The sequence below is a fragment of the Burkholderia sp. Bp8984 genome (genome assembly GCF_003853755.1).
Lineage (GTDB): Bacteria > Pseudomonadota > Gammaproteobacteria > Burkholderiales > Burkholderiaceae > Burkholderia.
This window is the reverse complement of the sequence record NZ_QTQN01000002.1, coordinates 171,527-197,691: the sequence shown is the minus strand read 5'-3', so window position 1 is coordinate 197,691 and position 26,165 is coordinate 171,527. Positions and strand designations below refer to the sequence as shown.

The 26,165-nt window shown below is 58.0% G+C and carries 38 protein-coding genes, 1 tRNA gene and 1 pseudogene; 35 read left to right on the top strand and 5 right to left on the bottom strand.

Annotation, left to right across the window (positions count from 1 at the left end; translation table 11 throughout):
* The first annotated feature begins 212 nt into the window (after window positions 1-212).
* Window positions 213-299: transfer RNA gene (locus tag DID98_RS03025), tRNA-Leu, on the top strand.
* A gap of 174 nt (window positions 300-473) precedes the next feature.
* The gene (locus DID98_RS03020) at window positions 474-1,652 is read left to right on the top strand and encodes a phage integrase central domain-containing protein (protein ID WP_124570210.1); all 1,179 of its coding nucleotides are present in this window, start codon (window positions 474-476) and stop codon (window positions 1,650-1,652) included.
* 32 nt (window positions 1,653-1,684) lie between these two features.
* On the opposite strand, the gene DID98_RS03015 is transcribed toward DID98_RS03020, so the two are convergent.
* Both DID98_RS03015 and DID98_RS03010 read right to left on the bottom strand, forming a co-directional pair.
* Entirely contained in the window at window positions 1,685-2,515 is an 831-nt protein-coding gene (locus DID98_RS03015) for a DUF4760 domain-containing protein (RefSeq protein WP_124570209.1), read from the bottom strand.
* Window positions 2,516-2,696: 181 nt separating this feature from the next.
* Window positions 2,697-3,188, bottom strand: a complete 492-nt coding sequence (locus DID98_RS03010) for a hypothetical protein (protein WP_124570208.1) — start codon at window positions 3,186-3,188, stop codon at window positions 2,697-2,699.
* A 55-nt stretch (window positions 3,189-3,243) separates the two neighbouring features.
* On the opposite strand from DID98_RS03010, the gene DID98_RS03005 reads away from it, so the two are divergent.
* Window positions 3,244-3,945, top strand: a complete 702-nt coding sequence (locus DID98_RS03005; protein ID WP_124570207.1) for an SOS response-associated peptidase family protein — start codon at window positions 3,244-3,246, stop codon at window positions 3,943-3,945.
* Window positions 3,946-4,030: 85 nt separating this feature from the next.
* Here DID98_RS03005 and DID98_RS03000 read toward each other — a convergent pair.
* The 3 genes and pseudogenes from DID98_RS03000 to DID98_RS02990 form a co-directional block, all read right to left on the bottom strand.
* Window positions 4,031-4,246 (bottom strand): annotated as a pseudogene (locus tag DID98_RS03000) (pyocin activator PrtN family protein); the annotation flags it as partial.
* 2 nt (window positions 4,247-4,248) lie between these two features.
* Entirely contained in the window at window positions 4,249-4,545 is a 297-nt protein-coding gene (locus DID98_RS02995) for a DUF4224 domain-containing protein (protein WP_124570206.1), read from the bottom strand.
* Window positions 4,535-4,753: an excisionase gene (locus DID98_RS02990; RefSeq protein ID WP_124570205.1), complete on the bottom strand. Its 219-nt coding sequence runs from the start codon at window positions 4,751-4,753 to the stop codon at window positions 4,535-4,537. The genes DID98_RS02995 and DID98_RS02990 overlap by 11 nt, the downstream gene beginning before the upstream one ends.
* A 32-nt stretch (window positions 4,754-4,785) precedes the next feature.
* Here DID98_RS02990 and DID98_RS02985 point away from each other — a divergent pair, with 32 nt between their 5' ends.
* From DID98_RS02985 to DID98_RS02850, 32 genes are all read left to right on the top strand, one after another.
* A complete protein-coding gene (locus DID98_RS02985; RefSeq protein WP_124570204.1) occupies window positions 4,786-5,154 on the top strand; it encodes an AlpA family transcriptional regulator in 369 nt (122 codons plus the stop codon).
* A gap of 75 nt (window positions 5,155-5,229) precedes the next feature.
* Window positions 5,230-5,814: a hypothetical protein gene (locus DID98_RS02980; RefSeq protein WP_124570203.1), complete on the top strand. Its 585-nt coding sequence runs from the start codon at window positions 5,230-5,232 to the stop codon at window positions 5,812-5,814.
* On the top strand, window positions 5,807-6,121 hold the full coding sequence (locus DID98_RS02975) for a hypothetical protein (protein WP_124570202.1): 315 nt from the start codon (window positions 5,807-5,809) through the stop codon (window positions 6,119-6,121). The genes DID98_RS02980 and DID98_RS02975 overlap by 8 nt, the downstream gene beginning before the upstream one ends.
* Complete coding sequence (locus DID98_RS35705) at window positions 6,114-6,290, top strand: hypothetical protein (protein ID WP_185640820.1); 177 nt, start codon at window positions 6,114-6,116, stop codon at window positions 6,288-6,290. The genes DID98_RS02975 and DID98_RS35705 overlap by 8 nt, the downstream gene beginning before the upstream one ends.
* Window positions 6,283-6,504: a hypothetical protein gene (locus tag DID98_RS02970; RefSeq protein WP_124570201.1), complete on the top strand. Its 222-nt coding sequence runs from the start codon at window positions 6,283-6,285 to the stop codon at window positions 6,502-6,504. Before DID98_RS35705 ends, DID98_RS02970 begins: the two co-directional genes overlap by 8 nt.
* 57 nt (window positions 6,505-6,561) lie before the next feature.
* Window positions 6,562-6,825, top strand: a complete 264-nt coding sequence (locus DID98_RS02965) for an AlpA family transcriptional regulator (RefSeq protein WP_124570200.1) — start codon at window positions 6,562-6,564, stop codon at window positions 6,823-6,825.
* 100 nt (window positions 6,826-6,925) lie between these two features.
* Complete coding sequence (locus DID98_RS02960; protein WP_124570199.1) at window positions 6,926-7,792, top strand: DUF6387 family protein; 867 nt, start codon at window positions 6,926-6,928, stop codon at window positions 7,790-7,792.
* 120 nt (window positions 7,793-7,912) lie between these two features.
* Window positions 7,913-8,176, top strand: a complete 264-nt coding sequence (locus DID98_RS36140; protein ID WP_260428031.1) for a transcriptional regulator — start codon at window positions 7,913-7,915, stop codon at window positions 8,174-8,176.
* A gap of 22 nt (window positions 8,177-8,198) precedes the next feature.
* Window positions 8,199-8,372, top strand: a complete 174-nt coding sequence (locus DID98_RS36505; protein WP_311767924.1) for a hypothetical protein — start codon at window positions 8,199-8,201, stop codon at window positions 8,370-8,372.
* A gap of 500 nt (window positions 8,373-8,872) precedes the next feature.
* The gene (locus tag DID98_RS02945; protein ID WP_124570198.1) at window positions 8,873-9,748 is read left to right on the top strand and encodes a ParB N-terminal domain-containing protein; all 876 of its coding nucleotides are present in this window, start codon (window positions 8,873-8,875) and stop codon (window positions 9,746-9,748) included.
* Entirely contained in the window at window positions 9,745-11,271 is a 1,527-nt protein-coding gene (locus DID98_RS02940; RefSeq protein ID WP_260428030.1) for a DEAD/DEAH box helicase, read from the top strand. The genes DID98_RS02945 and DID98_RS02940 overlap by 4 nt, the downstream gene beginning before the upstream one ends.
* Window positions 11,268-12,122, top strand: coding sequence for a toprim domain-containing protein (locus tag DID98_RS02935; RefSeq protein ID WP_124570197.1), 855 nt, complete (start codon window positions 11,268-11,270; stop codon window positions 12,120-12,122). The genes DID98_RS02940 and DID98_RS02935 overlap by 4 nt, the downstream gene beginning before the upstream one ends.
* A 338-nt stretch (window positions 12,123-12,460) precedes the next feature.
* The gene (locus DID98_RS02930; RefSeq protein ID WP_185640819.1) at window positions 12,461-12,697 is read left to right on the top strand and encodes a hypothetical protein; all 237 of its coding nucleotides are present in this window, start codon (window positions 12,461-12,463) and stop codon (window positions 12,695-12,697) included.
* Window positions 12,698-12,872: 175 nt separating this feature from the next.
* Entirely contained in the window at window positions 12,873-13,121 is a 249-nt protein-coding gene (locus DID98_RS02925) for a hypothetical protein (protein WP_124570195.1), read from the top strand.
* Between the two features lie 35 nt (window positions 13,122-13,156).
* Complete coding sequence (locus DID98_RS35700; protein ID WP_185640818.1) at window positions 13,157-13,312, top strand: hypothetical protein; 156 nt, start codon at window positions 13,157-13,159, stop codon at window positions 13,310-13,312.
* Window positions 13,309-13,743 carry a hypothetical protein gene (locus DID98_RS02920; protein WP_124570194.1) on the top strand — a complete coding sequence of 145 codons (435 nt, stop codon included), beginning with the start codon at window positions 13,309-13,311 and terminating at the stop codon, window positions 13,741-13,743. Before DID98_RS35700 ends, DID98_RS02920 begins: the two co-directional genes overlap by 4 nt.
* Window positions 13,740-13,874 (top strand): hypothetical protein, encoded by a 135-nt coding sequence (locus DID98_RS36135; protein ID WP_260428028.1) that lies wholly within the window; start codon window positions 13,740-13,742, stop codon window positions 13,872-13,874. The genes DID98_RS02920 and DID98_RS36135 overlap by 4 nt, the downstream gene beginning before the upstream one ends.
* Window positions 13,871-14,194 (top strand): hypothetical protein, encoded by a 324-nt coding sequence (locus DID98_RS02915; protein ID WP_260428027.1) that lies wholly within the window; start codon window positions 13,871-13,873, stop codon window positions 14,192-14,194. Before DID98_RS36135 ends, DID98_RS02915 begins: the two co-directional genes overlap by 4 nt.
* The gene (locus DID98_RS36130) at window positions 14,191-14,325 is read left to right on the top strand and encodes a hypothetical protein (protein WP_260428026.1); all 135 of its coding nucleotides are present in this window, start codon (window positions 14,191-14,193) and stop codon (window positions 14,323-14,325) included. The genes DID98_RS02915 and DID98_RS36130 overlap by 4 nt, the downstream gene beginning before the upstream one ends.
* A complete protein-coding gene (locus DID98_RS02910; protein ID WP_124570193.1) occupies window positions 14,312-14,770 on the top strand; it encodes a terminase small subunit protein in 459 nt (152 codons plus the stop codon). The genes DID98_RS36130 and DID98_RS02910 overlap by 14 nt, the downstream gene beginning before the upstream one ends.
* The gene (locus tag DID98_RS02905) at window positions 14,763-16,106 is read left to right on the top strand and encodes a phage terminase large subunit (protein WP_124570192.1); all 1,344 of its coding nucleotides are present in this window, start codon (window positions 14,763-14,765) and stop codon (window positions 16,104-16,106) included. The genes DID98_RS02910 and DID98_RS02905 overlap by 8 nt, the downstream gene beginning before the upstream one ends.
* Before the next feature lie 72 nt (window positions 16,107-16,178).
* On the top strand, window positions 16,179-18,317 hold the full coding sequence (locus DID98_RS02900; protein WP_124570191.1) for a portal protein: 2,139 nt from the start codon (window positions 16,179-16,181) through the stop codon (window positions 18,315-18,317).
* Complete coding sequence (locus DID98_RS02895) at window positions 18,317-19,309, top strand: hypothetical protein (protein ID WP_124570190.1); 993 nt, start codon at window positions 18,317-18,319, stop codon at window positions 19,307-19,309. The genes DID98_RS02900 and DID98_RS02895 overlap by 1 nt, the downstream gene beginning before the upstream one ends.
* Before the next feature lie 70 nt (window positions 19,310-19,379).
* Complete coding sequence (locus tag DID98_RS02890) at window positions 19,380-20,744, top strand: P22 phage major capsid protein family protein (protein ID WP_124570189.1); 1,365 nt, start codon at window positions 19,380-19,382, stop codon at window positions 20,742-20,744.
* 12 nt (window positions 20,745-20,756) lie between these two features.
* Window positions 20,757-21,164, top strand: a complete 408-nt coding sequence (locus tag DID98_RS02885) for a hypothetical protein (RefSeq protein WP_124570188.1) — start codon at window positions 20,757-20,759, stop codon at window positions 21,162-21,164.
* 42 nt (window positions 21,165-21,206) lie between these two features.
* Window positions 21,207-21,542, top strand: coding sequence for a hypothetical protein (locus DID98_RS02880; protein WP_124570187.1), 336 nt, complete (start codon window positions 21,207-21,209; stop codon window positions 21,540-21,542).
* Window position 21,543: 1 nt separating this feature from the next.
* The gene (locus DID98_RS02875; protein WP_124570186.1) at window positions 21,544-21,891 is read left to right on the top strand and encodes a hypothetical protein; all 348 of its coding nucleotides are present in this window, start codon (window positions 21,544-21,546) and stop codon (window positions 21,889-21,891) included.
* Between the two features lie 17 nt (window positions 21,892-21,908).
* Window positions 21,909-22,238 carry a PASTA domain-containing protein gene (locus tag DID98_RS02870; RefSeq protein WP_185640817.1) on the top strand — a complete coding sequence of 110 codons (330 nt, stop codon included), beginning with the start codon at window positions 21,909-21,911 and terminating at the stop codon, window positions 22,236-22,238.
* A complete protein-coding gene (locus DID98_RS02865; RefSeq protein WP_124570184.1) occupies window positions 22,235-23,041 on the top strand; it encodes a hypothetical protein in 807 nt (268 codons plus the stop codon). The genes DID98_RS02870 and DID98_RS02865 overlap by 4 nt, the downstream gene beginning before the upstream one ends.
* Window positions 23,041-24,033: a hypothetical protein gene (locus tag DID98_RS02860; RefSeq protein WP_124570183.1), complete on the top strand. Its 993-nt coding sequence runs from the start codon at window positions 23,041-23,043 to the stop codon at window positions 24,031-24,033. The genes DID98_RS02865 and DID98_RS02860 overlap by 1 nt, the downstream gene beginning before the upstream one ends.
* Complete coding sequence (locus tag DID98_RS02855; protein ID WP_124570182.1) at window positions 24,033-25,589, top strand: hypothetical protein; 1,557 nt, start codon at window positions 24,033-24,035, stop codon at window positions 25,587-25,589. Before DID98_RS02860 ends, DID98_RS02855 begins: the two co-directional genes overlap by 1 nt.
* Complete coding sequence (locus DID98_RS02850) at window positions 25,586-26,164, top strand: hypothetical protein (RefSeq protein WP_124570181.1); 579 nt, start codon at window positions 25,586-25,588, stop codon at window positions 26,162-26,164. The genes DID98_RS02855 and DID98_RS02850 overlap by 4 nt, the downstream gene beginning before the upstream one ends.
* The last annotated feature ends 1 nt before the right edge of the window (window position 26,165 follow it).

Sequence of the window (26,165 nt, the reverse complement as noted above, 5' to 3'; positions counted from 1 at the left end):
GCGCGTGCCGGCGGGTGGCCGGCACGTCGAGCGCGGCATTCTAGCACCGCTGTCCGACGGGCGCCGGCGGGGCGAGACAATGCTGCGCGGATCGGGTAGAATCTCGCGCTCGCCTGATCGGGCGTGCCGGTTTTCGGGTTTTCGGGCCGGCATGACGCCCGGGCGCGTGGAGCACGCTTCTTGCGTGCCGCGCGGTCAGGCGACAGGAATGCGCGTGAGTGGCGAAATTGGTAGACGCACCAGGTTTAGGTCCTGACGCCCGCAAGGGTGTGCCGGTTCGAGTCCGGCCTCACGCACCACATATACTCCCAAGCATTTCCATGTTTGGCCAAAAAGCCCCGTCAGTCAAGCACTTACGGGGCTTTTTGTTGCCACCGTTGCCCAGCATTTCCCATTGACACCCACGTAACCCGGGGGCATCGTAGGGGGCAGTTTTCTCCGATCATGGGCATCGAAATGCCCCCGCGCTCAAAATGCCCCTTACCGATGTCGCTGTCCGTGCGGCCAAGCCCCGCGAAAAGTCGTACAAGCTGGCCGACGGCCAAGGCATGTACCTTGAGGTCATGCCGTCCGGCTCCAAGTACTGGCGGTTGAAGTATCGCATCGACGGCAAGGAGAAACGGATGGCCCTCGGGGTCTATCCGGCTGTGACCCTGCTGGCTGCTCGGAAGGCCCGTGACGAGATTAAAGACCAGTTGCGCGGCGGCCTCGATCCCTCGCACGAAAAGAAGCGTGTGAAGGCACAGCGCAGCCTGGACCGCGCGAACTCGTTCGAGCCGATCGCACGCGAGTGGCATGAGCAAAAGAAGGGCGCCTGGAGCGACCGACACGCCGACCGCATCATGAAGCTGCTCGAGCGCGAACTGTTTCCGGTGCTCGGCGCACGGCCGATCGCCGAGATCACGGCGCCCGAGTTGCTCGCAGTGATTCGAAAGATTGAAGCGCGCGATGCGATCGAACTAGCGCACAAGGCGATCCAGGCAACGAGCCAGATCTTCCGGTATGCCATCGCCACCGGCCGGGCTGAACGTGACCCTGCGCCGGATCTCCGCGGCGCGCTGAAGACTCGTACCGTCGTGCACATGAAGCGGGTGAGCGAAGCCGAACTGCCGGAGCTCATGGAGAAGATCAACGCATACGAAGGCGACTACCAGACCCGACTGGCGCTGCAGTTCATGGCGTTGACGTTCGTTCGTACGAGCGAACTCCGGTTCGCTGAATGGACAGAGATTGACGAGAAGAAGAAGGAGTGGCGCATCCCGCCCGAGAAGATGAAGATGCGCACGCCCCACATCGTGCCGCTGTCGAAGCAGGCGCTCGAGGTGATCGCGAAGCTGCGCGAACTGAACGGCCAAAGCCAGTTTGTGTTCCCGAGCCGGTCGAGTTCAAAGAAGCCGATGAGCGAGAACACGATCTTGTACGCGCTGTACCGGATGGGTTACCACTCACGGATGACCGGGCACGGCTTTCGCGGCCTCGCCTCGACCATCCTCAACGAGCACAGCTTCAACCGGGACTGGATTGAGCGCCAGCTGGCTCACAGCGAGCGCGACGGCGTCCGGGCGGCGTACAACCACGCCGAGTACCTGCCAGAGCGCCGGAAGATGATGCAGTGGTGGGGAGACTATCTGTCGAACGTCGCTGTGAAATAGACTCGACCGTTGCCGCGGGTGTGCGGTGAAAGTCAAGTAGCGGGAGCGTTGGCCTCCGCATATTTCAGTGCATCCTCAATGTCTTTTTGTTTGGCGCTTCGTTCGGCCTCTACCTTGCCTCGAATAGCGAGGTCTCTCTTGGCCCGCCTGTCCTTGACTTCTTTGGGATCGGCGTGGCCGCTCCACCATTCGACGAATCGCTCCCAGCGGGTTGGCTGTAGCCACTCCTCGTACAGTTCCAGCAAGTTTGCGTAAACGCGGATCTCAGGTTCTCGCAAGTGAGATATGTATGCCCGAGCGGCTCTAACGTTTACACATACGATGCCTCGCATACTTTGTCGGAGAAGCTGTGCATGGAGGTCTCCGGCTTTAATGCCGACTGCGAGGAACTCGTAGTAGTTGAGGAAATACCGATACGCTGCAAGGCTGCTTTTGACGGTCTCGTCGTTGCTAAGCCAATCTCCGACCTTAATTTCTGTGCGACCTTGGTTGGTGGTGGGGTATGTTGCGTCGAGTGACGTGACCAATCCTTGATACGTCGCGCTTAGTCGGGACTGCAGAAGTGTGTTGATCGTATGCTGCTTGATCGAGTTGTGCAGGGAAACTAGCGCCGTGACCATCCAGCCAAGGACTGCCCCGGAAATCGTCCCTACCACCGGCCATTCCGTTTTCCCGAATCCGAACAAGGGCTCACTTGCTCCAGCGGGAGTGTGTCCTAGCGGATGTATCGCTTCTTCCCAGATGAGAAACCCAATCGCCCCGACGTAGACAAGAAGCAGCAATAGAAGGATTTTCTTTGGTTTGGTCATTTTTGTAATGAAAAAGCCCCAAAAATGGGGCTTGATGTGGAAATTTTTTACCAATTAGGCCGAGCCAGTACCTTCATTCGTCATAGTGTGTCCTCTGCAGGGGTTGTTGGTCTGATTTGAGGCTATCAAACGGCGTCGGCAGACGCAAGATATGGTTGCCTCTCTGTCAACGTCCCGTTAGCCTATCGCTACCGAAGGTGAGGGTAAATAGCTACAGATCAAGGGTTTACGAGGCTTAGCGCATTCCGGCGCGCCTCATCTCCTCGCGAAGCAGATGCATCAGTCGATGGAGTTGCCCCTGCGCGCCGGCGAGATCGCCTTTGTTCGCGACGTTCGTATCGGTGTAGTTGTACCACTCCTCGATGCGTTCGAGCGATTTCCGAAGCGCGCGGATCTCGAGGATCAGCCATCGCACCTGAAGGTCGCTGTACTCGCGCCATAGCGCGCGAAGCTCGGCCTCGGTCGGCGCGTCAAATTCCGGGACCGCCGGACGCAGCTTGAACCGCGGATCCGTGAGCGGGACGCGGTTGCGGTCGATCCTGGTCGTTTCGATTGGCGTGTATGTGACTAGGGCACTCGACCTTGGATCCTTGTCGAGCCAAAACTCAAATTCACGTTTCGTGAGCTCGATCGGAGTCCTCAGGCGGTTCTTGTCGCCCTGGAATCCGTACTCCCAGATGTAGGCCCACTGTGGCTTGATCACGGCTGAAATACTGTATAAAAACACAGTATATTTCGAGATAAGCTACTGCGGTCAAGACCGAAATTGGGGGAGACGGGCGATGTGCACGAACTACGTGGCCCCGGGCGAGGATCCGGGCCTCAGTGAGCTCCGGATCGACAGCTTCGTCGACCTGTACCGCTGGACACCCTGGAAGCCGGAGATCTACCAGGACTATGACGCGCCTATCGTCGCGAGCATCGACGGACAGTTCACACCATTGATTGCCGGCTTCGGATTCTGGCCGCGAGCCCTACAGAAGGCGAACGTCGAGAAGGCGAAGGAGCAGGGCCGCAAGCCGCCGATCATCCGCAGCACGATGAACGTGCGCGACGACAACCTCGGAAAATCACCTCTCTACGGGCCAGCGTGGCGCGCCGGCAAGCGATGCCTCATCCCCGCCAAATGGATCTACGAACCGAATTGGGAGACCGGCAAGCACGTGCGCTACAGGATCGGTCTCACTGGTTGGCGGCCCTTGTGCGTCGCCGGCATCTGGCGGACGCTGCAGTATCCGGACGGTGCCGAGCGCCACACCATGGCGATGATCACGGTCAACGCGGACGAGCACCCGATCATGAAGCACATGCACCGACCAGGAGAGGAAAAACGATCGGTCGTGATCCTGCGTCCGGACGATTGGGAGGAGTGGCTGACGACATCGAACGTCGAGGCGGCGCGTGCGATGCTGCAATTGTATCCGGCCGATCAGATGGCGGCCGAGCCCTACCAAGGCGCACAAAGCGAACAGGTGGATTCTTGATGATCTGTCCGCTGCCGAACCTATTCGGGGTGATCCACTTCGTTCCGTGGAACGTTTCGAACTCCTTGACCGAAGCGGCGCGCTGCTTGTCGATGTAGAGTGCGAGGTCCATGATGTGGACGCCCTTAGCGGCCTTCAGTGACCCACTCATCCGTACGAGGGGAAGTGCAATGTCACCGGTCGCGATCTTTTGCAGCAATTTCGGCAGGGTGAGCGGCGCAAAGTAATCCCGGCAGACGTCTTCTATCGGGATGATGGCGCGGGCGCCGTACTGCGCCATGAGAATGAAGGCGGTGTTCATGTTCAGTCCGTCTTCAGAGTGCCGTCCGGATTCAACTTCAATGTCCCATCGGGATTGAGGGCCTTAGGTTGCCACTTTGGCCTTGGTGGCGGCTCCGTTGGCTGCCCTGTAATTCTGGCGCGAGCGATGATCGGGCGGCCTCGCGCATTTATCCAAAATGGAATCCCGGAAGTGCGCAGCCACGCGATCTGCAGTTCCTCGCGCGTCTGGCCGCGCCGTCCGTTACGGATGCCAGTGAGTTCTGCGACTTCGTCGACCGTCAGGAACAAATCGCTTTTGGGCGTAGCATCAGCGGCCATCGATCATCCTTTGAATCTTCTGGGCGACCGGGTCGATGTACTCAGCCTCGGGAGTCACAAAATACCGGCGTCCGACCTTCTTCGGGAAGGGGCGGATCTTCCCGTTTTTCACCCAGCTCAGCAGCGTGTTGCGATGGGGAGCATACTCGCCGAACGTTTGCTCGGCCCAGACGCTTAACGGTATCAGTTTTGGCTTCGCGGTAGTCATAGAATGCTCCTGTCTGAACTGTGGAGAGCGCCGTGAGCATCCTGCAAAAGAAGCGCGTTAGTGCTGCTGAAGCCGCCTCCATTCTAGGAGTTCCTAAAAACACGATCAGTCGAATCGATCGGCGGGGAGAGATCATCCGTCGATACAAGCTTGGCCACAAGACCTTCGTCTACGACGTCGAGTCACTTGAGCAGTTCCTGTTGGCGAACGAAGTGCGGCCGGTGCAAGCGCCGACGGTCGATCCGGTCGGCCGTGCTCGGAAATCTTATCCGGCGCGTACCGTTACGCTGCCGGGTGAGCAGAAGCAAAGCAGCCTCCGTGAATTCCTTCAGGGGATGCGGAAGGAGCGGTACGAGCAGGATAAGAAAGCGTCGAATGAGAGCTCGCGAAAGAAAAAGTGACACGCATCACCGCGCGCAGCTTGCGTTTACAAAATTCCTCTTGACGACGTAACGGCTGAGACATAATCTTTCAGCGTGCCTGAGACAACAGGCATCGGGTTTGGCGACCTGTCACTCAAGGCGGATGACGACCGCCATATGGCGGTATTTTTTCGTCTGTACACTACGCATACGTCCAGTCTTTGGGCGGGCGATGGTGGGGATACCCGCGAGGGTATGCCGGATGCCTTGAGTGCCGGTTCGCCAACCCTGTCATTTGCCCGCCCACCCCGTTTGGCGACGGAAGGCGGGTCCAACACTCAAGGATCCATCATGTCTTCCAATGCATCTGCTCGTCCTGAGCAATCCACCGACATCCGCCAACTCCTCGATCAGATCGAGTCGATCGATTCGATGTGCCAGACGCAACTCGGGCAGATCAATGCAACGATCACGTCTACGCTTCGTGCGATGGAGTCGCAGGAGTTTTGGCGTAACCCGCTCGTCATCATGGAATCGCTAGGCTTGATGGAATATCTCGCCTCCGATTTGATGAACTTCGTCAACGTGTGCGCAGAAGAGGTTGGGAGCAATTTTGTCGATGAGATCGACCACGCGCGCAAAACCCGCATCCTCGCCGCATACCGCGCAGCTGCCAACGTGGGAGTTAATCATGGATAAGCGTCCATCTCTGACTGCAGATCGCTGGGTCGCTGTCGACGAACCGGAGTTCATTCGGGTAAGGACCGGCGCAATAAACGAGATAGCACGTGCGTCCCGGGCTATCGCCGCGATCGGTCGCATTCTTCACAACTCGATCAGCGATGACGATGACGGGATAGAGATCGCCAGCTTGGACAACTGGACAAAGCAAAACTTGGCTGGCGCAGTCGAATGCCTGAGCGATTTTATATACGACTTCGTCGATGACGCGGGGTACACGGGCCGGGCCGAGGCGCATGGTACTCGGGAGCAGCGCCATGACTGACATCGCGACCATCGAAGCCGCCGCAGCGGTGATCCTCAGGATTTGCGTGGATGAAGTTGACGTGCGGACGAAGCTCGAGCGTATCTCGTACGCGGCTGCGATCATCCAACGGGAAGCGATTGTAGGTCTTGCTCAACTCAATTCGTCGACGGAGGTGGGGCATGGCTGAGATCATCCACATGCCGACGCGCCAACTTCGGAAAGGTCGACGCCGTAGGAAACCCATTCAGGGTGCCCCGTTGGCGGATGTCATCGATGGTATTGATTTCCGCGCGGCCAGCAAGCCGACGTACGAGGAGATCAAGGCATCGCTCGATAAACTTGCGTATCACCTCATATGGGCGTCCAGAGCGGCGAAGGAGATATTCCCGGCATACGAATGATGCTGATTCGTCTTTGCGGGTCTGTGATGATTGTGGCACGAGACAAAGGAGGACTCGATGAAATCCCTATTTATCCTGATGGCGCAGTTTGATTCCAAGTTGCGCCTGTCGCTTGACGAGGTTTGCGAGGCCATCGGCTATGCCAAGCAGACTGCCTATAACGAACTGAGTCTCGGGCAATTTCCAGTTCCGATGCAGAAGTGCGCCGGCAAATGGGTTGCCGATATCCGCGACGTTGCGCAATTCCTGGACGATGAGAGGGCGGCGGCCCGAGCGAAATTCGACGAGCTACGGGCCTCCCTTTCCCGGAGTGCTGGGTAGTTCTGAGAATTGTTACGACCGCGCCTAGTCCGACGGGGCGAAAGCAGGGATCCATTTCCTTGTTCGCCTCCCTACGTTGAATAGCTTTACAGGCATCAAGATGAAAAAACAAATCTTGTCTGCTGTTCCCGATTGGTTCGATATCGGAAAATACGCGCCCGTGGCGGATTTTGATATTTTCGATTGGTTTTCGAGTATTAGTTTTCGGCTCGTGCTGCTGTCCGCTTTCGATGGAAAATCGTTGTTGGAATTAAATGATAGGCTAAAGCGCGACGGATTGCAGGTAAGGGGTGACGATCGTGAATTTTATTTGGAGATACTCAAAAAATTACTTGATCAACCCGCAAACGAAACTAGAAGAAAGCGAAAAAATAGTGAGTGTGGCTTGCCCACGGCAAAGCCAGTGAGAGACATGACTGTTCATGATGTAATGGGCGTGGCCGAGGAATTGCACAAAAGTGAAAAATATCAAGCCGCCTGGGAGGCTTGGGAATGGAGCATGAACACTAGCGAGGAATGGATTCTGGAGCGCCTGAAGGATAAGCATGGTGCACTCGAAAACTCGGCGGGTGATTACATGAATGAAATGTTTCCGAGTGCAGGTCATCTCGTCTACGCCGAGGTTGACATTCATGCCCCGTTAGATGACCTTGTAGAATCTTTTAAGGAATGGGTGCAAAAGGTGAAGTCAAGTCGAGGTGTTCCATTTCACTCAAAGAGAGCATTCACGGAACTCGATTTTAAACGGTGGCACCGATACGCGATTCTTCCTTACTTTGACCTCAAGCTGTGGGCGATGTCTGAGGGCGCGCACATTCCTGACTGGCTCTACGTGGATGCTTTGTTCGGAGATGTACAGGGAGACACGGACGGAATGTTCCGAAAGAACACGAAGCCGCTGGAACGACAAGTCATGACACAAGCGTGTGTGGATCAACTCCGCAATCAGGGGGATATCTACTGGTAGCGGAAAGATTTTGTAGAGTTTTCTTTCCGGAAAAATTTTATAAGAAATTTCGTACTTCAGAACCCCGTACGTAACAGCCATCATTAGCTCATCGCCCAAATCTACCAACGGTGAGCGAACGTGAAGAAGACAGCAGCGGCAGCCGATTCCGGCAAGCCGACCGAGCCGATCCTCCCGCGGGTCGGCCTCTCTAAGTGGGCACAGATCGCGCCCTTTATTCCGATGTGCCGCGAGTCCTGGCGGAAGCTGGGGCTTGCCGGCAAGGCGCCTCAGCCCATCCGCATGAGTCGCACGCATTCCTGCTACAGCAACGCCGAGGTGCACCGGTGGCTGGCGGATCCGCTCGGCTATCGAGTTGATTCTGGCCTCGGCGAGGCCGCGTAAGCGGCCTTGCGAAAATCAAAAAATGGAACCGATCATTGAATGCAGTGATACGCCGAAGATCGCCGAACACATCAACAAGCCGACACTCGGACTGTTCGAGAACATGGGGATCTTCGCGAACAAGGTCATCAAGGTGTATCCGGCATTCCGTGGGCTCTACGGAATGGAGGAAGTGATCGAGCAGGTCGTGCCATAGATGATCGGGCAGTTGCCGATGTTCTTCGAAAACGTGAGCCACACCAGGGTGTGGCGTGGCTTCCGGAACATTTCCAGGATCAGCGATAGCACCTGTTCGATCATTTCCAAGGCTTCGGAAAAACCTAAACCCAGCCCGGAAACCTTAGGTAATCAGGCGTGAGCGGACGGTCGTTTTAGCCTACATCACCGCTCGGTGCCAGCACATGACGGGAAGATAATTTAGCCTATGTACGTCGACTCATCACCGACGCTTTTGAAGGGTGCCCCGCTCTGGGGAAGTGTAGGTCGGCCGTCCCTTCCGGCAAACCGATCCGGCTGATTACCGGCGCTTCCCCAGAGCGGGGCTTTGTATTTGTGGATTCGTAATCCTAAGCAAAAAGAAGGTGAAGGGATGAAGTCGACGATCAAACAGGCATTGATGACTGGGTACAACTGGAGTGTTCTGCCAGGTTCTGTTGTCACGTTCTTGATCCGTTTTCTGGATCTGGTGGAGGCGTGATGTTCGGCCATCTCCAACTTCATCCCCTTTGCACGCTGTTCCCGCGCATCGACGGCGTAGAGTTCGAGGCGCTGAAGGTCGATATTCAGGCGAACGGCCTGCGCGAGCCTATTGTCATTCACGACGGGATGATTCTTGACGGCGGCAACCGCTATCGGGCCTGTCTTGAAGCTGGCGTCGATCCGATGACGGTTCAGTTTGACGGCTGCGATCCTCTGGCGTTCGTTCTCTCGCGCAATCTCCACCGCCGTCATTTGACGCCTGGCCAACAGGCTGCGATCGTTGCCGCTGCTACCGACTGGCTTGAAGCTCAAACTCATGGCGGCGATCGAAAATCCGACCAAGCGGCAACGTTGCCGCTTGATACGGTTGCCGATCGTGCGGCGCAGTCAGGGGCGAGCGATCGCACCCAACGCATGGCAGACAAAGTCGCGAAGGCAGATCCTGAGTTGGCAAAGCGCGTCGCGCGCGGCGAGATCAGCCTTCCGAAGGCGGTGAGGCAGGTCGAGGGGAAGGTTTCGAACGTTGGCGACCAGATCGCTTCTCCGCATGAGCATACAGATGAGGAGTCCTCAGTTGAAGGAGACTTCGGTCCGAGCCCGGAGGAGATCGCTGAAGCGGAAGAGATTGAGCGAGCGAGTCGCGAGAAATACGACAAGCTCGTAGAAGTCGCCCATGCCGATGACAAGATGGGCGAGTTGATGAAGCTCGTCAATGACCAGTCGAAAGAAATCGGTCGACTTCGCGCTGAAATCGCCGTTCTTCGCGAACGCCAGACTGGATTGCTGAACGAGAAGGTAGCGCTTGAATCCGCTGCGAAGCGCTGGAGGCGGATCGCCGAGCAGCATGGATACTCTGACAAGGGGGCCAAGTGAACGCTCCCTTGTTCAATCTCTTCCCAGACTATCAGGACGTGTGCTTCCCTGCGCCGCGGGAATTTCAGGGACCGGCGATCGAGCAGATCATCGCCGGCCGTCGTGCGGGTCACCGATGTCAAATGCTGGTCGCGCCCACCGGTGCCGGGAAGACCTATCTTGGCCTCCAACTGGCGCACGCTACGCTGAAGATCGGGAAGAAAGCCACGTTCGTGTGCGACCGCAAGTCACTCATCAAGCAGACGAGTGATGTGGCGTCCGCATATGGCCTGCATCAGCACGGGATCATCCAGGCGCAGAACCCACGATTCAACATGGATCTGCCGTTCCAGATCGCGAGCGTCCAGACGATCATGGACCGCGGCTGGCACGACACGAATCTGATCGTCGTCGACGAAGCGCACACGATCTACAAAGCGCTCAAGGATCACATCATGAGCACGAGCGCGACGGTCATAGGATTGTCGGCCACACCGTTCACGCGTGGGCTCGGAGAGATTTTCACGAATCTCATCAATGCGGCAACGATGCACGAGCTCACGAAGACAGGAGATCTCGTCCCGATGCGTGTGCTTTCGTGCACCCGTATCAACATGGACGGAGCTAAGACGTCCGACGGCGAGTGGACGGACAAAGCTGCGGCGGAACGCGGCATGGAAATCGTTGGCGACGTCGTTTCGGAATGGTCGCGCTATGGCGAGAACCGAAAGACGATCGTCTTTGCATCGAACATCAAGCACTGCGAGGAGTTGTGCAGGCAGTTCAACGAGTGCGGCATTCTCGCCGAGATCTTCACGAGCAAGACGAAGGATCCCGAGCGAGACCGTATTCTGGATGAATACAAGAAACCGGACTCTTTAATCCGTGTGCTGATTAGCGTCGAGGCGCTGGCGAAAGGTTTCGACGTCAAGGACGTGTCATGCGTCGTCGACTGCCGTCCGCTTCGCAAATCGTTGAGCACTGCAATCCAGATGTGGGGCCGCGGTCTTCGCGCATCGAAGGAAACGGCGAAGGGCGACTGTCTCTTACTGGATCACAGCGGCAACATCGTCCGTTTCATCGAAGACTTCACCGAGTTCTATCACAACGGGCTCGACTCACTTGATCAGGGCGAAAAGCTCGATCGCACCGTCCGCAATGATGTGAAGGAGCGGGAGACTGCTCAGTGCCCGAAATGCGGCTACAGGCCTTTCTTTAAGCGGTGCATGTCATGCGGTCACGAAACGGCTAGCGCGCCCGTTGTGGCCGCGCACGCTGGCGAGATGAAGGAAATCTTCATCGGCAAGAACAAGGTCGCCTCGAGTGAGCGCGATCTGTGGAATCAGGTGTGCTCATACGTCAACGGACGGAATTACAACAATCCGTCTGGGTATGCGCGACACATTTTCCATGACATCGCGGGGCATTGGCCATCGTTCAAATTCTCAAACGAAGAATTCGGACAGGTTGCTCCCGCGATATTGCGAAAGATTCAGTCACGAAACATCGCATACAGTAAAGCTCAGAAGAAGGCAGCGGCATGAGCGATTTCGTTTCGTTTGCCGCCGCCCATGGGGTGCTGATACAGAACCTTGACGACTCAGGCCGCATTCGTCGTTGCCCCACTGAGGCTCACCCGCGCTCGAAGAACGGTGCGTATATGTTCGACGGCCGGCGCGGATGGGTGATGGCATGGGATGGGCAGGGTGAGGTCATCCGATTCAACAATCCCAATGCTTGTCCGTGGACGGATGCGGAAAAACGAGCATGGGCTCAGAAGCGCCGAGCTTCTGAGAAGCTTGCTGCTCGCCGCCGACAGGCCGCGGTTCGACAGGCTGAATGCCTCATCTCGACTGCAGTTGTCGCTGAGCACAACTATCTCCACTACAAGGGACTCCCCGAGGCTCGTGGCCTTGTCCTGCCCGACAACCGTCTGATCGTCCCGATGCGTTCGCTCAGTGGCGAGTTGCGTGGCGTTCAGTCGATCTGGTGGGATTACGACGAACGCAAGTGGTGCAAGAAGATGATTTTCGGTATGAGCGCCAGTGGTGCCGTATTCCGAATCGGACCTACTCGCGCCACGGAAACCATCCTGTGCGAAGGCTATGCAACCGGTCTGTCGATCGACATGGCGGCGCGCCAACTCCGTTTCAACGCTGCTGTCCTCATCTGCTTCAGCGATTCGAATATGGCGGCCGTAGCGCCCTCTGTAGCCGGTCGCAAATACGTCTTCGCGGACAACGACGAATCTGGCGCCGGACAGCAAGCAGCTATCAAGACAGGTCTTTCCTGGTGCATGAGCGACCGCGTTGGCGAGGATGCCAATGATCTCCACAAGCGAGCCGGCGTGATGGCCGTGTGCCAGAAGCTGATGGAGGCACGCAGAGGCTCCTGAGAGGCAGTAAAGCACCGCGCTGGGCGGACACGGTTTAACACCAGCGGCGCGGGAAGACTCGGTACTGGGGGATAGGTCTGAAATACCGATAAGGGTGGCGAAGCTAGCGCCCGAGACCGAACGGCTGGCGGGTCATGCGGCTCCGGACGGAAAGCATGTGAAGGCAAACCTAGGATGGGCTAGGTCTGCCCACCAAACAGAAAGTAAGCGTAGGGATGTGGTTTGGCATTGAACAGCGGGTGCTAATAAGCATCACTAAGGAGGGAAATGTGAGTCCGATACAAAGAGAAGGATCCGCCCAGCGGAATATCTGCGCTCTGCTCGAGCGGCATGGCACCATGACGGCGCAGAAGGAAGCGATGCGTTTGCTCGCCAACTTCGCGCGCCAGTACAACGTCCACGTTCACCTCGTGGCGCACCCGCGCAAAGGCCAGGACGAAAAGCTCAGCCCCGGAAAGTTGGACGTCGGCAGCAGTGGAAAGATTACTGACTTTGTTTGGTGCAGGTTTTCTTGGGAATGGTGTCTACATCGCGAAGCTAGTTGCTCGGCATGCATCATCAGCCGGATCGTCTGAAACGGCGGTGTGCCAGATCGCTCGACTTGTTGGAAAAGATAAATATCAGGCATTGAATCGTGCTGCCGGGCCTTGGGGGATTTTTAGTCAAAAAAATGGGGAATGACTATGCATTGGCTTCTCGGATTAATCCTTTGCATCATCATAGTTTGGGCTCTCGCTGACTGAGGAAATCATGACCACTCCAGCCCAAAAAGCCGCATTGCTTGCCGAGCGAATCTATATGAAGTTGCAGATTCTCGGCACACGCCAAGTTCGTCTCCATCGAGGAATGCTGCTCACTTATCCCTATCCTGCTCGCAGAGGATATGGAACCCGTGGTTTGATGATCGGCATATACACCATCGACACTCGGCTGGAATGGATCGAAGAGGATGTTCGCGGAGCGTTGGGTGATAGTTGCTCTTGTATCTCGCAACCTTAAACGATATACCAATTGCATTCATTCAGGAGTCGATTATGCCGGCACGCGAGAAAGGCGAGAAGTTGGGCCATTTCATCGGGCGCTTCGTGTCATCAAAGCGGGAAGAGCGGAGGTTTCCGAACAAAGCCCAAAGGCTTGCGACCGGATACAGTGAGGCGCGCGAGGCGGCAAAGAAGGAGAAGCGCTCGTGAGCATCAATCTCAATGGTCGATCCGGCGAACTGAACTATGAATCGACCACTTACGTCGAGCCGGGCGCGCAGATCAAGCCTCTGCACGACTACATCGTCGTCGAGCCGCTCGGTGTCGAGCACTCGGCCATCCTGATCGTGATCGAGCACATCAAGCCGGTTCGTGGCGTCGTGAAGGCGGTCGGGCCTGGCCACTACCCGATGTGCTATGACCATCCTGACAAGCACAAGCGCACGAAGATGTGGCGCAGCAAAGTCTTCCAGCCGACGCAGGTCAAGGTTGGTGACGTGGTGGAGCTTGGATCGGTCAAGGAGGGCGGCCGAATCGTCGGTTACAGCTTTCAGACGGTCCTCTGGGGCGCCAAGCCACACATTCTCTGTCGCGAGGCCGATGTAAGTGGAGTGGTGGTCAATGAGGCGGAGGCCGCATGAAAGAACTCTATGGAATCGACCTGATTCTGCCGACGCGCCTCGGTCCGATGGTGATGCGCATTCCTGGTTGGGTGAACATCGGCATTCTGCGCGCTCGGGCGGTATCACTTCCGAAACGGAGCAAGCGATGAGCTGGCCGAAGGGCCGTCCGCGCCCGCGTAAGGTTTCAAGCGAAATAGCCGTTCAGCACGAACGGGAAGCAATTGAGCTTGCCGAGTCCGCGGAAATGGTCAAAGTTCCACGCGAACCGAACCAACCGCCGGCCGACTGGCGCAAGGGAGCGCTATTGAACGTGCGCAACCGCGGCGATGCCTACGTCATCACGCTCTATCCCGAAGAGTTCGACGAGGAACATCCCGAGCGCTCAATGCGCTTTACCAACCTCGGCGAGTGCCAGGACTTCGTGTCGCGCTGGTATGCCGCTGAGCATCATGATCCGAGGGCGCGATGAGCGAACGACAACGGCTTATTGTCGAACTGATCTCCGGTCAGGACGCGCGCAAGTGGGATGTGAAGGCGCTTGTTGAATGGGCGAAAGCGGTCGCGAATGAAATGCTCGGAGTAGAAGATGGCGAAAGCTGAGAAGCGCCCACCTGGCCGTCCGACCACCTATACGCTGAAGGCGGCTGACGAGATATGTGATCGACTCGCTGATGGTGAGTATCTGCGCGTCATCTGTCGTGACGAGCACATGCCGGCTTGGCGCACGGTCTATCACTGGATTGAGGCCGACAAGGACTTTGCGGCACGCATCGCGCGCGCGAGGGAAATGGGGCGCGAAGCAATAATGGAGGACACACTGGTCATTGCTGATACGCCGGAAGAAGGTGTCGAGACTGAGATCAGTGAGACGGGCAAAAAGGAGAAGCGTGGCGACATGCTCGGGCATCGAAAGCTGAAGATCGAGACTAGATTCAAGATTCTCGCCAAATGGGATCCGAAAAAGTACGGGGAAAAGATCACACACTCGGGTGATCCTGATGCACCGGTGGCGCTCATCTTGAACGGCTCGGATGTCCATGGCTGAGTTCACTCTAACCGAGAAGCAGGCCGAGGCGCAGGAGATCCTGAACGGTCCTGCGACGCACGTAATGCTCGCGGGTGGCTCCCGCTCGGGCAAGACATTCCTGACCATCCGCAAACAGGTGCAGCGCCGTCTGAAAGCGCCTGGATCACGCGGTGCGGTGCTTCGCTTCCGGGCTGGTCACGTCAAGCAGTCAATTGTGCTCGACACATTCCCTACGGTGATGCGCAAGTGTTTCCCTGGCATCGAATACGAACTGAATAAGTCGGATATGTATGCCACGTTCCCGGGTGGCAGTGAACTATGGTTCGGCGGCCTTGATGATGCGGCGCGCGTAGAGAAGATTCTCGGTAACGAATATACCGACATCTTTCTCAACGAGTGCAGCCAGATTCCGTATAACAGCCGCAACATCGCCATGACCCGTCTTGCGCAAAAGGTCACGGACCGCGCAACAGGTCGCGATCTGCGCTTGAAGATGTATTACGACGAGAATCCGCCTGATAAAGGGCACTGGACATACAAGGTATTTAAGCTTCTGCAAGACCCTGAGACGCGTCAGGCGCTTGATGCGAACGAATATGGCTTCTACCGTATCAATCCGGGCGACAACCGGCAGAATCTCTCCGAGTCATATATCAAAACGCTGGAATCATTGCCGGAGCGTCTGCGTAAGCGCTTTCTGTATGGAGAGTTCCGCGATGCCAACCCTAACGCGCTGTTCCGCGATGAATGGCTGGAGCGCTGGCGCAATATCGATGGCGAGCTGCCGGACATGCTGCGTATTGTGGTCGCGGTTGACCCATCTGGTGCAGATGACGATGACAACATCGAGAACGATGAGATCGGCATCATCGTTGCAGGCCTAGGGATTGATGGCAATGGCTATCTGCTCGAGGACTTAACTTGCAAAGCGGGCCCTGGCGTATGGGGCAAGGTAGCCGTCGATGCGTACCGGCGTTGGGAGGCAGATCGCATCGTTGCCGAGGATAACTTCGGCGGCGCAATGGTCAAGTTCGTCATCCGCGCACAAAGTGCGGCCGTTCCATATCGTCCGGTGAAGGCTTCCCGCGGCAAAGTGGTTCGTGCAGAACCTGTTTCGGCGCTCGTTGAGTCCGGGAAGATCCGCATGGCCGGACAGTTTCTCGAACTCGAAGACGAGCTATGCGCCTTCACTACCCACGGTTATATGGGAGAGAACAGCCCAAACCGCGCCGATGCGATGGTATGGGCATTTGCTGATCTGTTCCCCGAACTGACGAAGCCTGAGCAGCCAAAACCCGAACCGAAGTCTCAGATCATTCGCCGCACGGGCGGCAATTCATGGATGCGGACATGACACAAGACACAAGACACCTACGCTGCTCACGAGCCGACTGAACGCACTGAAGAAGAGCGAGAATTCGCTGCGATCAAGGATGACGATATCTGGGAGGAAGCGAAAGACCGCCTCCAGATTGCGCACGAGGCCTATACGGACAACCGAAAGCGCGCCGAAGCGGCGATGCTCTTTCGCGAGGGCGATCAGTGGGACCATGATGTGGTCACGACGGCAATTGACGACTCGCCAGAACTAACGATCAACCTGACGGACGCCTTTGCAAGTCGCGTGGTGAACAATATCAAGCAGCAGCGCCCGCGCGGCAAATGCCATCCGGTAGGCGATGGTGCTGATATCGAGCTGGCCGAGATCATCAATGGTATCGGCCGCCACGTCGAGACACGCTCAGAAGCTGCTGTCGCCTACGATCTGGCAGCTGACTGCGCGGTAACGGCTGGCGAGGGCTATTTCCGCATGATCGCGGAGTATGTGAGTCCACGCTCGTTCCAGAAAGACCTACGCATCCTCCCGATTCCGAACATTTTCAGCGTGAGCATGGATCCAGGCGCCATCATGCCCAGCGGTGCCGACCAGACGTGGTGTCTTATCTCCACGAAGATGAAACGGCAGGAGTACAAGCGACGTTACCCGAACGCAAAGAACGTCAATTGGAGCGATCTCGAGCGTCAGAGCTCGCGCGACGATTGGGAGAGCAAGGAAGAGGTGCGCCTAGCAGAATACTTCCGCATTCGCGAGAAGGCCGAGACGCTCTACATGATCCGCAATCGGCAGGGCATCGAGCGCACGCTCTATCGTTCCGAGTTGCCGCGGCGCGAAGATGGCAAGGTTGTGATTGATGACGCCGTGAAGCGCCTTGCGGGTGCCGGCTGGTACATCGAAGGCGAGCGCGATTCCTGCAAGCGCCAAGTGGAGTGGTTCAGGCTGAACGGTCTTGTCGTGATCGAGCGACAGCAAATTCCGGGCACATGGATTCCGATATTCCGCGTTTCCGGAAATGCGCGCGATATCAACGGCAAGGTCCGTCGCAAGGGCATGGTTGAGCCGATGATGGACCCGCAACGCATGGTGAACTATGGCGAGGTCGCCAAGATCAAGCGCCTAGGGCTCGCGCCGAAAGCGCCCTGGGTCGCTGCAGAGGGCCAGCTTGACGGCCATTCTGAGTGGGACGACGCCAATCAGAAGACCTATTCGGTGCTCACCTACAAGCCGGTCGTGATCGAGACTGGCGCCGGCCCCGTGGTTCTGCCGCCGCCCCAGCGTCAACAACCCGCGCAGATCGAGGCGGGTTTCAGTGAATTCGTGCAGGGAATGCGCTCGAACCTCGTGGCCGTCGCCGGAATGCCGAACGAGCCGGGACAGGATGCGCAAGGCGTCGTGGTATCGGGCAAGGCCATTGACCGCCGCCAATTCCTGTCCGATCAGTCGCACTTCCAGTACTACGACAACCTTACACAAGCCATTGCGCAGTGCTGGCGTGTGATGGCGGAATGGATTCCGGCCTATTTCTCCGAACCCGGGCGCATGCAGCGCATCATCGGCGAGGATTCGACGCCACAGATGGTGAAACTCAACCAGCCCACGGAAGACGAGGGCGAGCAGCGCATCAAAAACGACCTCTCGGTTGGCAAATACGATGTGGTGATGGACACCGGTCCCGGCTACGAGACGAAGCGCGAAGAGGGCGCGGAGAACATGATCGAGCTGATCAAGATTCCGCCGCTCGCAGAGATCATCGCAAAAACGGGCATGGACCTTGTGTTCCGCTCGATTGACCATCCGTACATGCAGGAACTGGCCGATCGTCTGATGGCAGCGACACCGGAAGGCCTGAAAAAGGTCATGGAAGGTCTCTCCAGCCGCGCCAAGGCGGTTGTGCGGTTCCTCGCGAACGAGAACATTCAGCTCAAGCAGGCGCTTCAGGCCGCACAGGTCGAACAGAAGTTTGGCCTGCAGAAAGAGCAGATCAGCGCGGCGACGAAGATCCATGACACGAACACGAAGGCCGATACCGCTCTTAAGGTCGAGGAAATTCGCGCCGCGGGCAAGATCATCGACGCACGCGCCGACCGCGATCATTCGGCACAGCAATTTGCCAATCAGATAGAGCACGAAGCCTCTATGGCGATGCAGCAAATGAGCAACGACAACATGAATGCGGCAGCTGACCGGGCCGCCGCTGCACAGTCTCAACCCACCGGAGAACAGTGATGGCCGTGACCGTAGTCGATGGAAACAACGTGGAAGCAATCCTCGCCGATGCGGGCGTCGTGACCGAAAAGCCCGAGCCCAAGGACGATCCGAAACCGGTTGATAAGTCGGCTGAAAAGCTCGAGCAGGACGACGAAGAGGACGAGAACGGCCTCACGGCCGCGCAAAAGGCCGAATTCACCGAGAAGATGCAGAAGGCCATCGGCAAGAAGCATCGCATGCAGAAGGAGGCCGAAGAGTTCGCCGCCGAGCAGTACAACACGCGGCGCCTCGCTGAAGAGCGAGCCGCGCGTCTCGAGGCGGAACTCGCCGAGCTGCGTTCCAAAAGTGCGCCGGCAAAGGAGGAAAAGGCACCCGAGAAACCAGTTCGGGCGAATTTCGAATCGGAGGAAGAATATGTTGACGCGATGATTCAATATGGCGTCGATCAGCGTTTGCGGGAAAAGGCGGCGGAAGACGCCAAAGCACGGGCCGAACGCGAACGAGAAGAGCGGATGGCAGCGATTAAGGGGCGCATTGATCATGCCATTGAGATCGTCCCGGATTTCGCGGCTGTGATGGATGGCAATGATGCGGTCATTCCGCCAGCCATCGCGGGTTATATGGAAAAGTCCGAAATGATCGCGGAACTCGCTTATCACTTTGCCAAGAATCCGGATGTGTTGGTATCACTCGCAAAGCTTCCGGCTGATGTTCAATTAGTGAAAATCGGCAAACTTGAGAGTACCCTTTCTCCATTCGGGGGAAATCAGCCCCAAAACGACTCTAAGTCGAGCACGGAAACCAACGGCCAGGCCAAGCCTGCACCGAGCGCAGATACGGACATTGTTCCGAGCAAGCCGCGTGGCAAAGCGGCTCCGGTGATCACACCGTTGGAAGGCACTGGTAGCGCTGGTGTCGCGAAGGATTCGAAGGATATGAATATCCGAGAAACCATCGATGACTGGTCGAAGCGCAACAAGGTCAACCTCGGCATGCGAAAACGCCATTGAGCGTTTCCCGGAGGGCTTCTAGCCACGCATCTTCAGATGCTTGCGTCGCAAGGCGCGCTAGGAGCCTTCCTTGGCCAATCAGCTTCTCACAATCAGCCAGATCACCAACCGGGCGCTTCCGGTTCTGGCAAACACCTGTGTCCTCACGGACAAATTCAACCGTCAGTACGACAAGGAATTCGGGCAAAAGGGCCGCAAGATCGGCGCCACGTGTAACGTGCGCCTGCCCCCGCGCTATCTCGGCACCTTCGGTCCGGCTCTGAACGTTGAGCCCTCAACCGAAAACTACGTGCCTGTCAACATCCTGTACCAGTTCCACGTCGACATCCAGTTCAACACCATCAACATGTTGTTGGACATCGATGACTTCGAAGAACGCTTCATCCGTCCGGCGTGTATCGCTGTCGGCAACCGTATCGATTCGGATGGCGCCTATTTCGCGTTGCAGAACACCGCGAACCGTCTGGGCACGCCCGGTACCACGCCGACCGCGTTCAAGTCGTTCTCCGATGCGCGCGCCGTTCTCGTCTCGGAAGGTATGCCGAAGGGCATGATGCCGTGCGCCGTGTTGCACCCGCTCGCATCGTCCTCGATGGCTGACAGCCTGAAGGGCCTGTTTAATCCGCAGGCGCAGATCAGCGACTTCTTCGAGGAAGGCCTGATTGCTCGCAAGACGGCCGGCGCAGACTGGTTCGAAGATCCGAACATCGCCTCCTACAACACCGGCACGCTCACGGGCACGCCGGTGCTGGCGGGCGTCACAGCAGCTTCGGGCGGATCGGCAATCATCACTTCTGGTTGGGCACAACAGGGCGTGTTTAACCTCTCGGGGCTCACGAACTCTGCCGCGCAGTGTCAGGTTGGTGACACGATCCAGGTCAATGGCCTTTATCCGGTCAACCCCCAGAACCGCGGCCGTTATGGCAACACGCTCAAGCAGTTCGTCGTGCTGCCGCCGGGTGGCTATGCGCAGATGACGGGCTCGGCGGCTCCCGGCGGTCCGCAGTTCGCACCCGCGACGCTTGCGGCCGGTACGTTCAACGCAACGACGGGCGTCTATACGTCGAGTGGCTCCGGCACGCTGGCTGTGACCGTGGGTGAATGCGCAATCACGGGCGGCCAGTTCCAGAACTGCGCGACAACCGCTGCTTTCACTGGCACGCCCGCCGTGACGATCAACGGTGGCGCAGCATCCGGTACGGCTTCGACCGAGAACCTGTATTTCCATCGCGACGCGTTCGCGCTGGCCTTTGTCGATCTGCCGCTGCCGCGCACTGCTGTGGAAGCGAGCCGCGCATACGACGAGGACCTGGGTCTCTCGATCCGTATCGCCACGCAGTACACCATCAACAACGACGCAGAACCGACGCGTATGGACGTGGCTTACGGCTTTTCGAGCCTCTACCGTTCGCTCGGTGTCCGGGTCTCGGGCTAAGGAGCTGACGACATGGCATTCCCTTCCACAACCAACGTCGACGGCTCGAATCCGGGACCGAACGTATCCAACACGCCGGATACGACTCAAAGCCCGATCGGCAACGTCCAGAAGATTGGCCGTTTTGCGATCTCTTTGACGCCGGCAGCTGTCGCAACCATCTCCGCGCCGATCCAGAACTTCGCCAACACCGGCATCGGGCTGCTGACGACCGATTCCGTGGTGGTGACGCCGCCGGGCGCGACGGCGGGCGTTGCGCAGGCTTCTGCATGGGTCTCCGCTGCCGACCAGTTGTCCATCCAGTTCGTGAATCCGACGGCGGGCTCACTGACGCCGCCTGCGGGCACGTATCTGGTGGATGTGTTCCGCGTGCAGCCCAACTGGACCGCGCCGGCTTCCGGCAACCAGATGGACTGGTAATCGATGGGGGACTTCGGTCCCCCTTCTGAACTGGAGAGGAACATGGCAACGACAGTCACGCGCGGCAATCTCGTGCTCGAAGAAGTGCTGCAAGTCACGCTCACGCCGAACAACGGCACGAACATTCCGGGCAACTCGACCGTCGAGACGACGTATGCGCTTCCCGGCACGCTGCCGAATGACTTCATCGAGATCAACAAGCCCTCGCATACGTCCGGCATCGTCATCTCGAACGTGCGCGTTCCGGCGGCCAATCAGATCGCGGTGCAGTTCGGCAACGTCACGGCCAGCCCGATCACGCCGACGGCCGAGGTCTACCTGATCTCGATCTGCCGCTGCGAATATCAGACGCTGCCGACTTCGGTGCAGGGTTCCTGACATGCAGCCGCGCGCATTTCAGCCGCTCTATTCGGGCGCGGAGCAGACCGCGCCGACCGTTGTTGCTGCGTCGACGACGGTCACTGCTGCAACGCTGCTTCCCGGCAGCACGCAGGGCGACGAACAGAACGATTCAATCTGCATCGAGAACACCACGAACGGCTGGGCGTTCTGCAATTTCGGCGATGCGAGCGTTCCGAACGCCACACTGAACAACGGCGTTGGTGTGCCGCCGGCATCATTCCGTATCGTCTCCGTGCGCCGCGATACCGCCTATGTCTCGGTGATCCTCAACACGGGCGCGACAGCCGGCAATGTGCGCTTCCTGCGCGGCAACGGCATTTCGTAGGGGTATGCATGCCGACGATGCCCAATCTGATCGGCCTGCAATATCAGGACGCGCTGGCCGCGATGGTGCGCGCCGGCGTGCGTGCCATGCCGCTTGGCTATTTTCAGGTTGATCCCGTCACGGTCGGCTGGCTCAGGCATAGCGCACAAAGACCGGGTTTCGTGCTCGAACAGAACCCGGCGTCCGGCCAGAGCATTGCGGTCAATTCCTCTGTCCTGCTCACCCTTTCTGCCCATTCGATGTCGGTCAGCACAGATGGACCAGTCGTGCAGCCGCAGGTGCCAAGCGATGCACTGAAAGACGGTACCGGCTTCCCCTTTATCCTCGACGAGAGCAAGCTCAAATGAAAAAGCTCCTTGCGCTATTGCTGTTCCTGCCGCTGCTCGCATGGGGGCAATGCAATCCGTTCGCCTCCAACCAGATTCTCACGGCTTCCGGGCTCAATGCGGCACTGTCGGCCGGGTGTATCACGAGCGGGACGATCAACGGGGCTTCGATCGGGCAGACGACGGCCGCTGCGGGCGCATTCACAACCTTGTCCGCATCAAGCACAGTCAGTGGCACGGGATTCAGTACCTACCTCGCTTCGCCGCCTGCGATTGGCGGCACTGCGGCGAATACGGGCAGCTTTACGACGCTGAACTCCACGGGCGGCACACTCAATGGGTCGATCGGGCAGACGACGCCAGCCGCAGGCACTTTCACGACGCTCAAGGGCAATTCGCTCGCTAAGGTCTATGCGACCAACACAAGCGCGCAGAGCATCCCCAACTCTGCCTTTACGACCGTCACGACCTGGACAACGTCGTTTGATGTGAATAGCAATTTCACGGCATCGACGGGCACCTTCACTGCACCCGCAACCGGCTATTACCTCGTATCGGCAGGCGTGGCGTGGGGAACGATGACGGGCGCGGCAGGGGTAGGTCTTGCGTTAGCTATATTCGCCAATGGCACGCAGGTCGCAACCGGCTATCTGCCGTATCCAACTACTTCGACGTTTGGTGTACTACCTGCTGCCGTTTCCGCGCTCGTCAGCCTCACTTCGGGACAGACGATCGTCGTCAAGGCTTTCCAGAACAGCGGTGGTGCTGTAGCGCTCGCCAATAACGCGAACGCAAACTACCTCTCGATTACACAGGTGCCGTGATGACAGTTGGCACTACGACGGCCCTGAACATCATCCAGGGCGCGCTGCGGCGGATCAACTCCTACCAGTCGGGCGAACAGATCTCGGCGCCCGACGAGGCGGATTGCCTAGACACGCTCAACGACCTGCTCGACTCGCTCTCGACCGACAAGCAGTTCATCTTCGGCTCTCAGGAAAATATCCTTAACTGGACCGCACAGCAGCGGCTCTATAAGGTCGGCAACCCAATCAATTCGCTGCTCAACCTGCCGAATTTCACCGGCGCGCTCACAGCGGGTTCGAACGTCATCACCGGTATCACGAACATGCCGCAGCAGGTCGTGGCCGGGCAGAATCCTGCCTATACGGTCGGCTCGGGCTCGATCGTGACGGATGTGCAGGGTCTGCTGCCTGCCAATACCACGGTCACAGCGATCGGCGTGAACAGCCTCACGCTGTCCGCGAACGCGATCGGTAATTCGACGGGTGCAGACAACTTCAGTTACACGGTGCCTGGCGATCTGCCGATTCCGCGTCCGCTGCGTATCACGCATGGCTTCACGCGTTTCAATGCGCTCGATTTCACGCTTGACGTGTACGAGACCGAAACGCAGTACACCGAGTTTCTATACAAGGCGCAGCCTGGCCCATGGCCTACGGTTGCCTGGTACAACAACACGTTCCCGTATGGGCTTCTGAACGTCTACCAGACGCCGGGGAACAACGCGGAATGCCATCTCTTTACAGACACGCTCCTGCAAAACCTCACCTTATCGCAGGTGCTGGTGATGCCGCAGGGCTATGCACGCATGCTCAAGTGGCTGCTCGCTAAGGAGCTGTGCGCCGAATACGGCTTCCCGCTCAGTCAGGCGATCCTGATGAATGCGCGCGAGGCTACGGAGTTCGTGAAGGCGCTCAATGCGAAGCCAGCATCTGTCTCGCGTTATGACCGTGAACTCGTTCGCGGCAACCGGCCTGACGGAGGCTGGATTTTGAGCGGCGGATATCGATAATGGCCGGCCCGCTCGCTCTCTTTGGTGATTTCGGTTTTGTTGGGGGGCAAGACTCCGCGCCGAACCCGCAGCAGGACAACCAGATCTGCATCAATTGGTATGCAGAAATCGACCAACAGAACGCAAAGGAACCGATTGGCCTGCTTGGTTGCCCGGGTCTTACGCAGCTTGTTGCGGCTCCGGGTGGCGGTGCGCCCGGGTTTAGCTCGAGCATGACGCAGTGGCCGAAGCCATATGCTGGCCCGTCATTGCCGGTGCGTGGTTTGTGGGAACTGCCGAACGGCAATACCGCGCTCGCAGTGATTGGCAATATCTGCTATCTGGTCACGGCCACGATTACGCCGACGTTTCCGACGCTATCCCTGATGCAAGTCGGCATTCTGAATACAAGTGCCGGTCCGGTATGCATCCGCGACAATAATCAGGGTGGCTTTGCGGTCATCGTGGATGGCACATATGGCTATACCTATAACATCGCCACTCGCAAGTTTGCGCAGATCACTGATCCGAACTTTCAGGGCGCTAGCCGCGTGGCCTATATCGACGGCTGGTGGATTTTCAACAAGCCCGGCACACAAACCTTCTATACCAATCAGCCGATCTACAGCACGACGTTCAATGGTCTCTATTTCGCGCTAAAGGATGGCGCGTCAGACAATCTCGTGACACTCATCGAGAACAAGGAGATGCTCTGGCTGATCGGCGATAAGACCACGGAAATCTGGTATGACGCAGGCGGTCAGTATTTCCCGTTTGCTCGCATCGAGGGCACGCTTCTTCAGGTTGGATGCAAGGCTCAACACTCAGTGGCGCGCTTCGGCTTTCAGGGGCAGGAGGGGTTGATCTGGTTTGGCCGATCCGAACGCGGCGAGAACGTCATTATCCGCACCCGCGGCTTTATGGATGAGACGATATCTACGCCCGCATTCAGCGCCGAGGTATCCCAATATCCGACCACGGCGGATGCCATCGGCTACACGTATCAGGAAGACACGCACGAGTTCTATGTGCTGATCTTCCCGAGTGCGGATACGTGCTGGTGCTATGACGGGCAGTCGGGCCTGCTGCACAAGCGCCTCTCCTACGATCCGTATGCGCAGCAGTTCCATCGCCATCGCTCGAACTGCTTCATGAATTTCATGGGCATGCGCATCGTGGGCGACTACCAGAACGGTGCGCTCTACCAGCTCACGCGCAACGCCTATACCGACGCTGGCTGGCCGCTGCTCGCCAAGCGCCGCGCGCCGCATATCTGGGATAAGGGCCAGCGTGGCCGCGTATTCATGGCGAGCCTGCAACTGGACTTCTCGGCGGGCGTGGGCAATCCGAGCGGCATGGGCTCGAATCCGCAAGCAGCGCTCACGATCTCGCGCGACGGCGGAAAGACATTCGGGCAGCGCTGGAATGCGCCCATTGGACAAACCGGCCAGTTTCGCAATCGCACAATGTGGAGAAAGCTCGGCTTCGGGCGTGACAACGTGGTCGATGTCGAGGTAATCGATCCTGTTCGCCGTGACATCGTAGGCGCCACGCTCAAGGCGTTCAGTTCAGCATGAGCGGCCTGCCTACTCAGATCCCTCTCCAGACCGTTCCTATCACGCAGGAAGGAACGGACGGGCGTCTTTACATCGAGTTCAACTGGTATCTATTTCTCTACCATCTCGCGGCGCAGGTGTTTGGCCCAGGCGGATCCGGGACGACACCACCTGATGCAAGTGCTAGCAATTCGCTCGATCTCGATGCAGGTGGAACCGATGTGCCGCAGGCTTATCGCGGGCTTGCGAATCTTCAAGCGCTATTACCCGAGCAGAGCGACCCGGGTGCGAGCCTACGCGATCTGACCAATGCGCTGCTACTCGCTATGGATGCGGGACTTGCCGATCCTCCGCCACCCGCAGGCGCCGTCATCTCGGTCACACCTGGAGCATCGCCATTCACCTATACGGCCATCCATGACGGGACGATGTTTGTTTCGGGGTCGGTCGGACCGACCCTCACGCTTGCACGTTATGGAGTAAATGTCCCGATGGGCATGAGCGATGGCACCGTGCCTATGCGCGAAAAAGACCAGCTCACGCTCACATGGTCGGGCGGCACTCCGCCGACGCTCAATTTCCTGCCAAATCGATAGG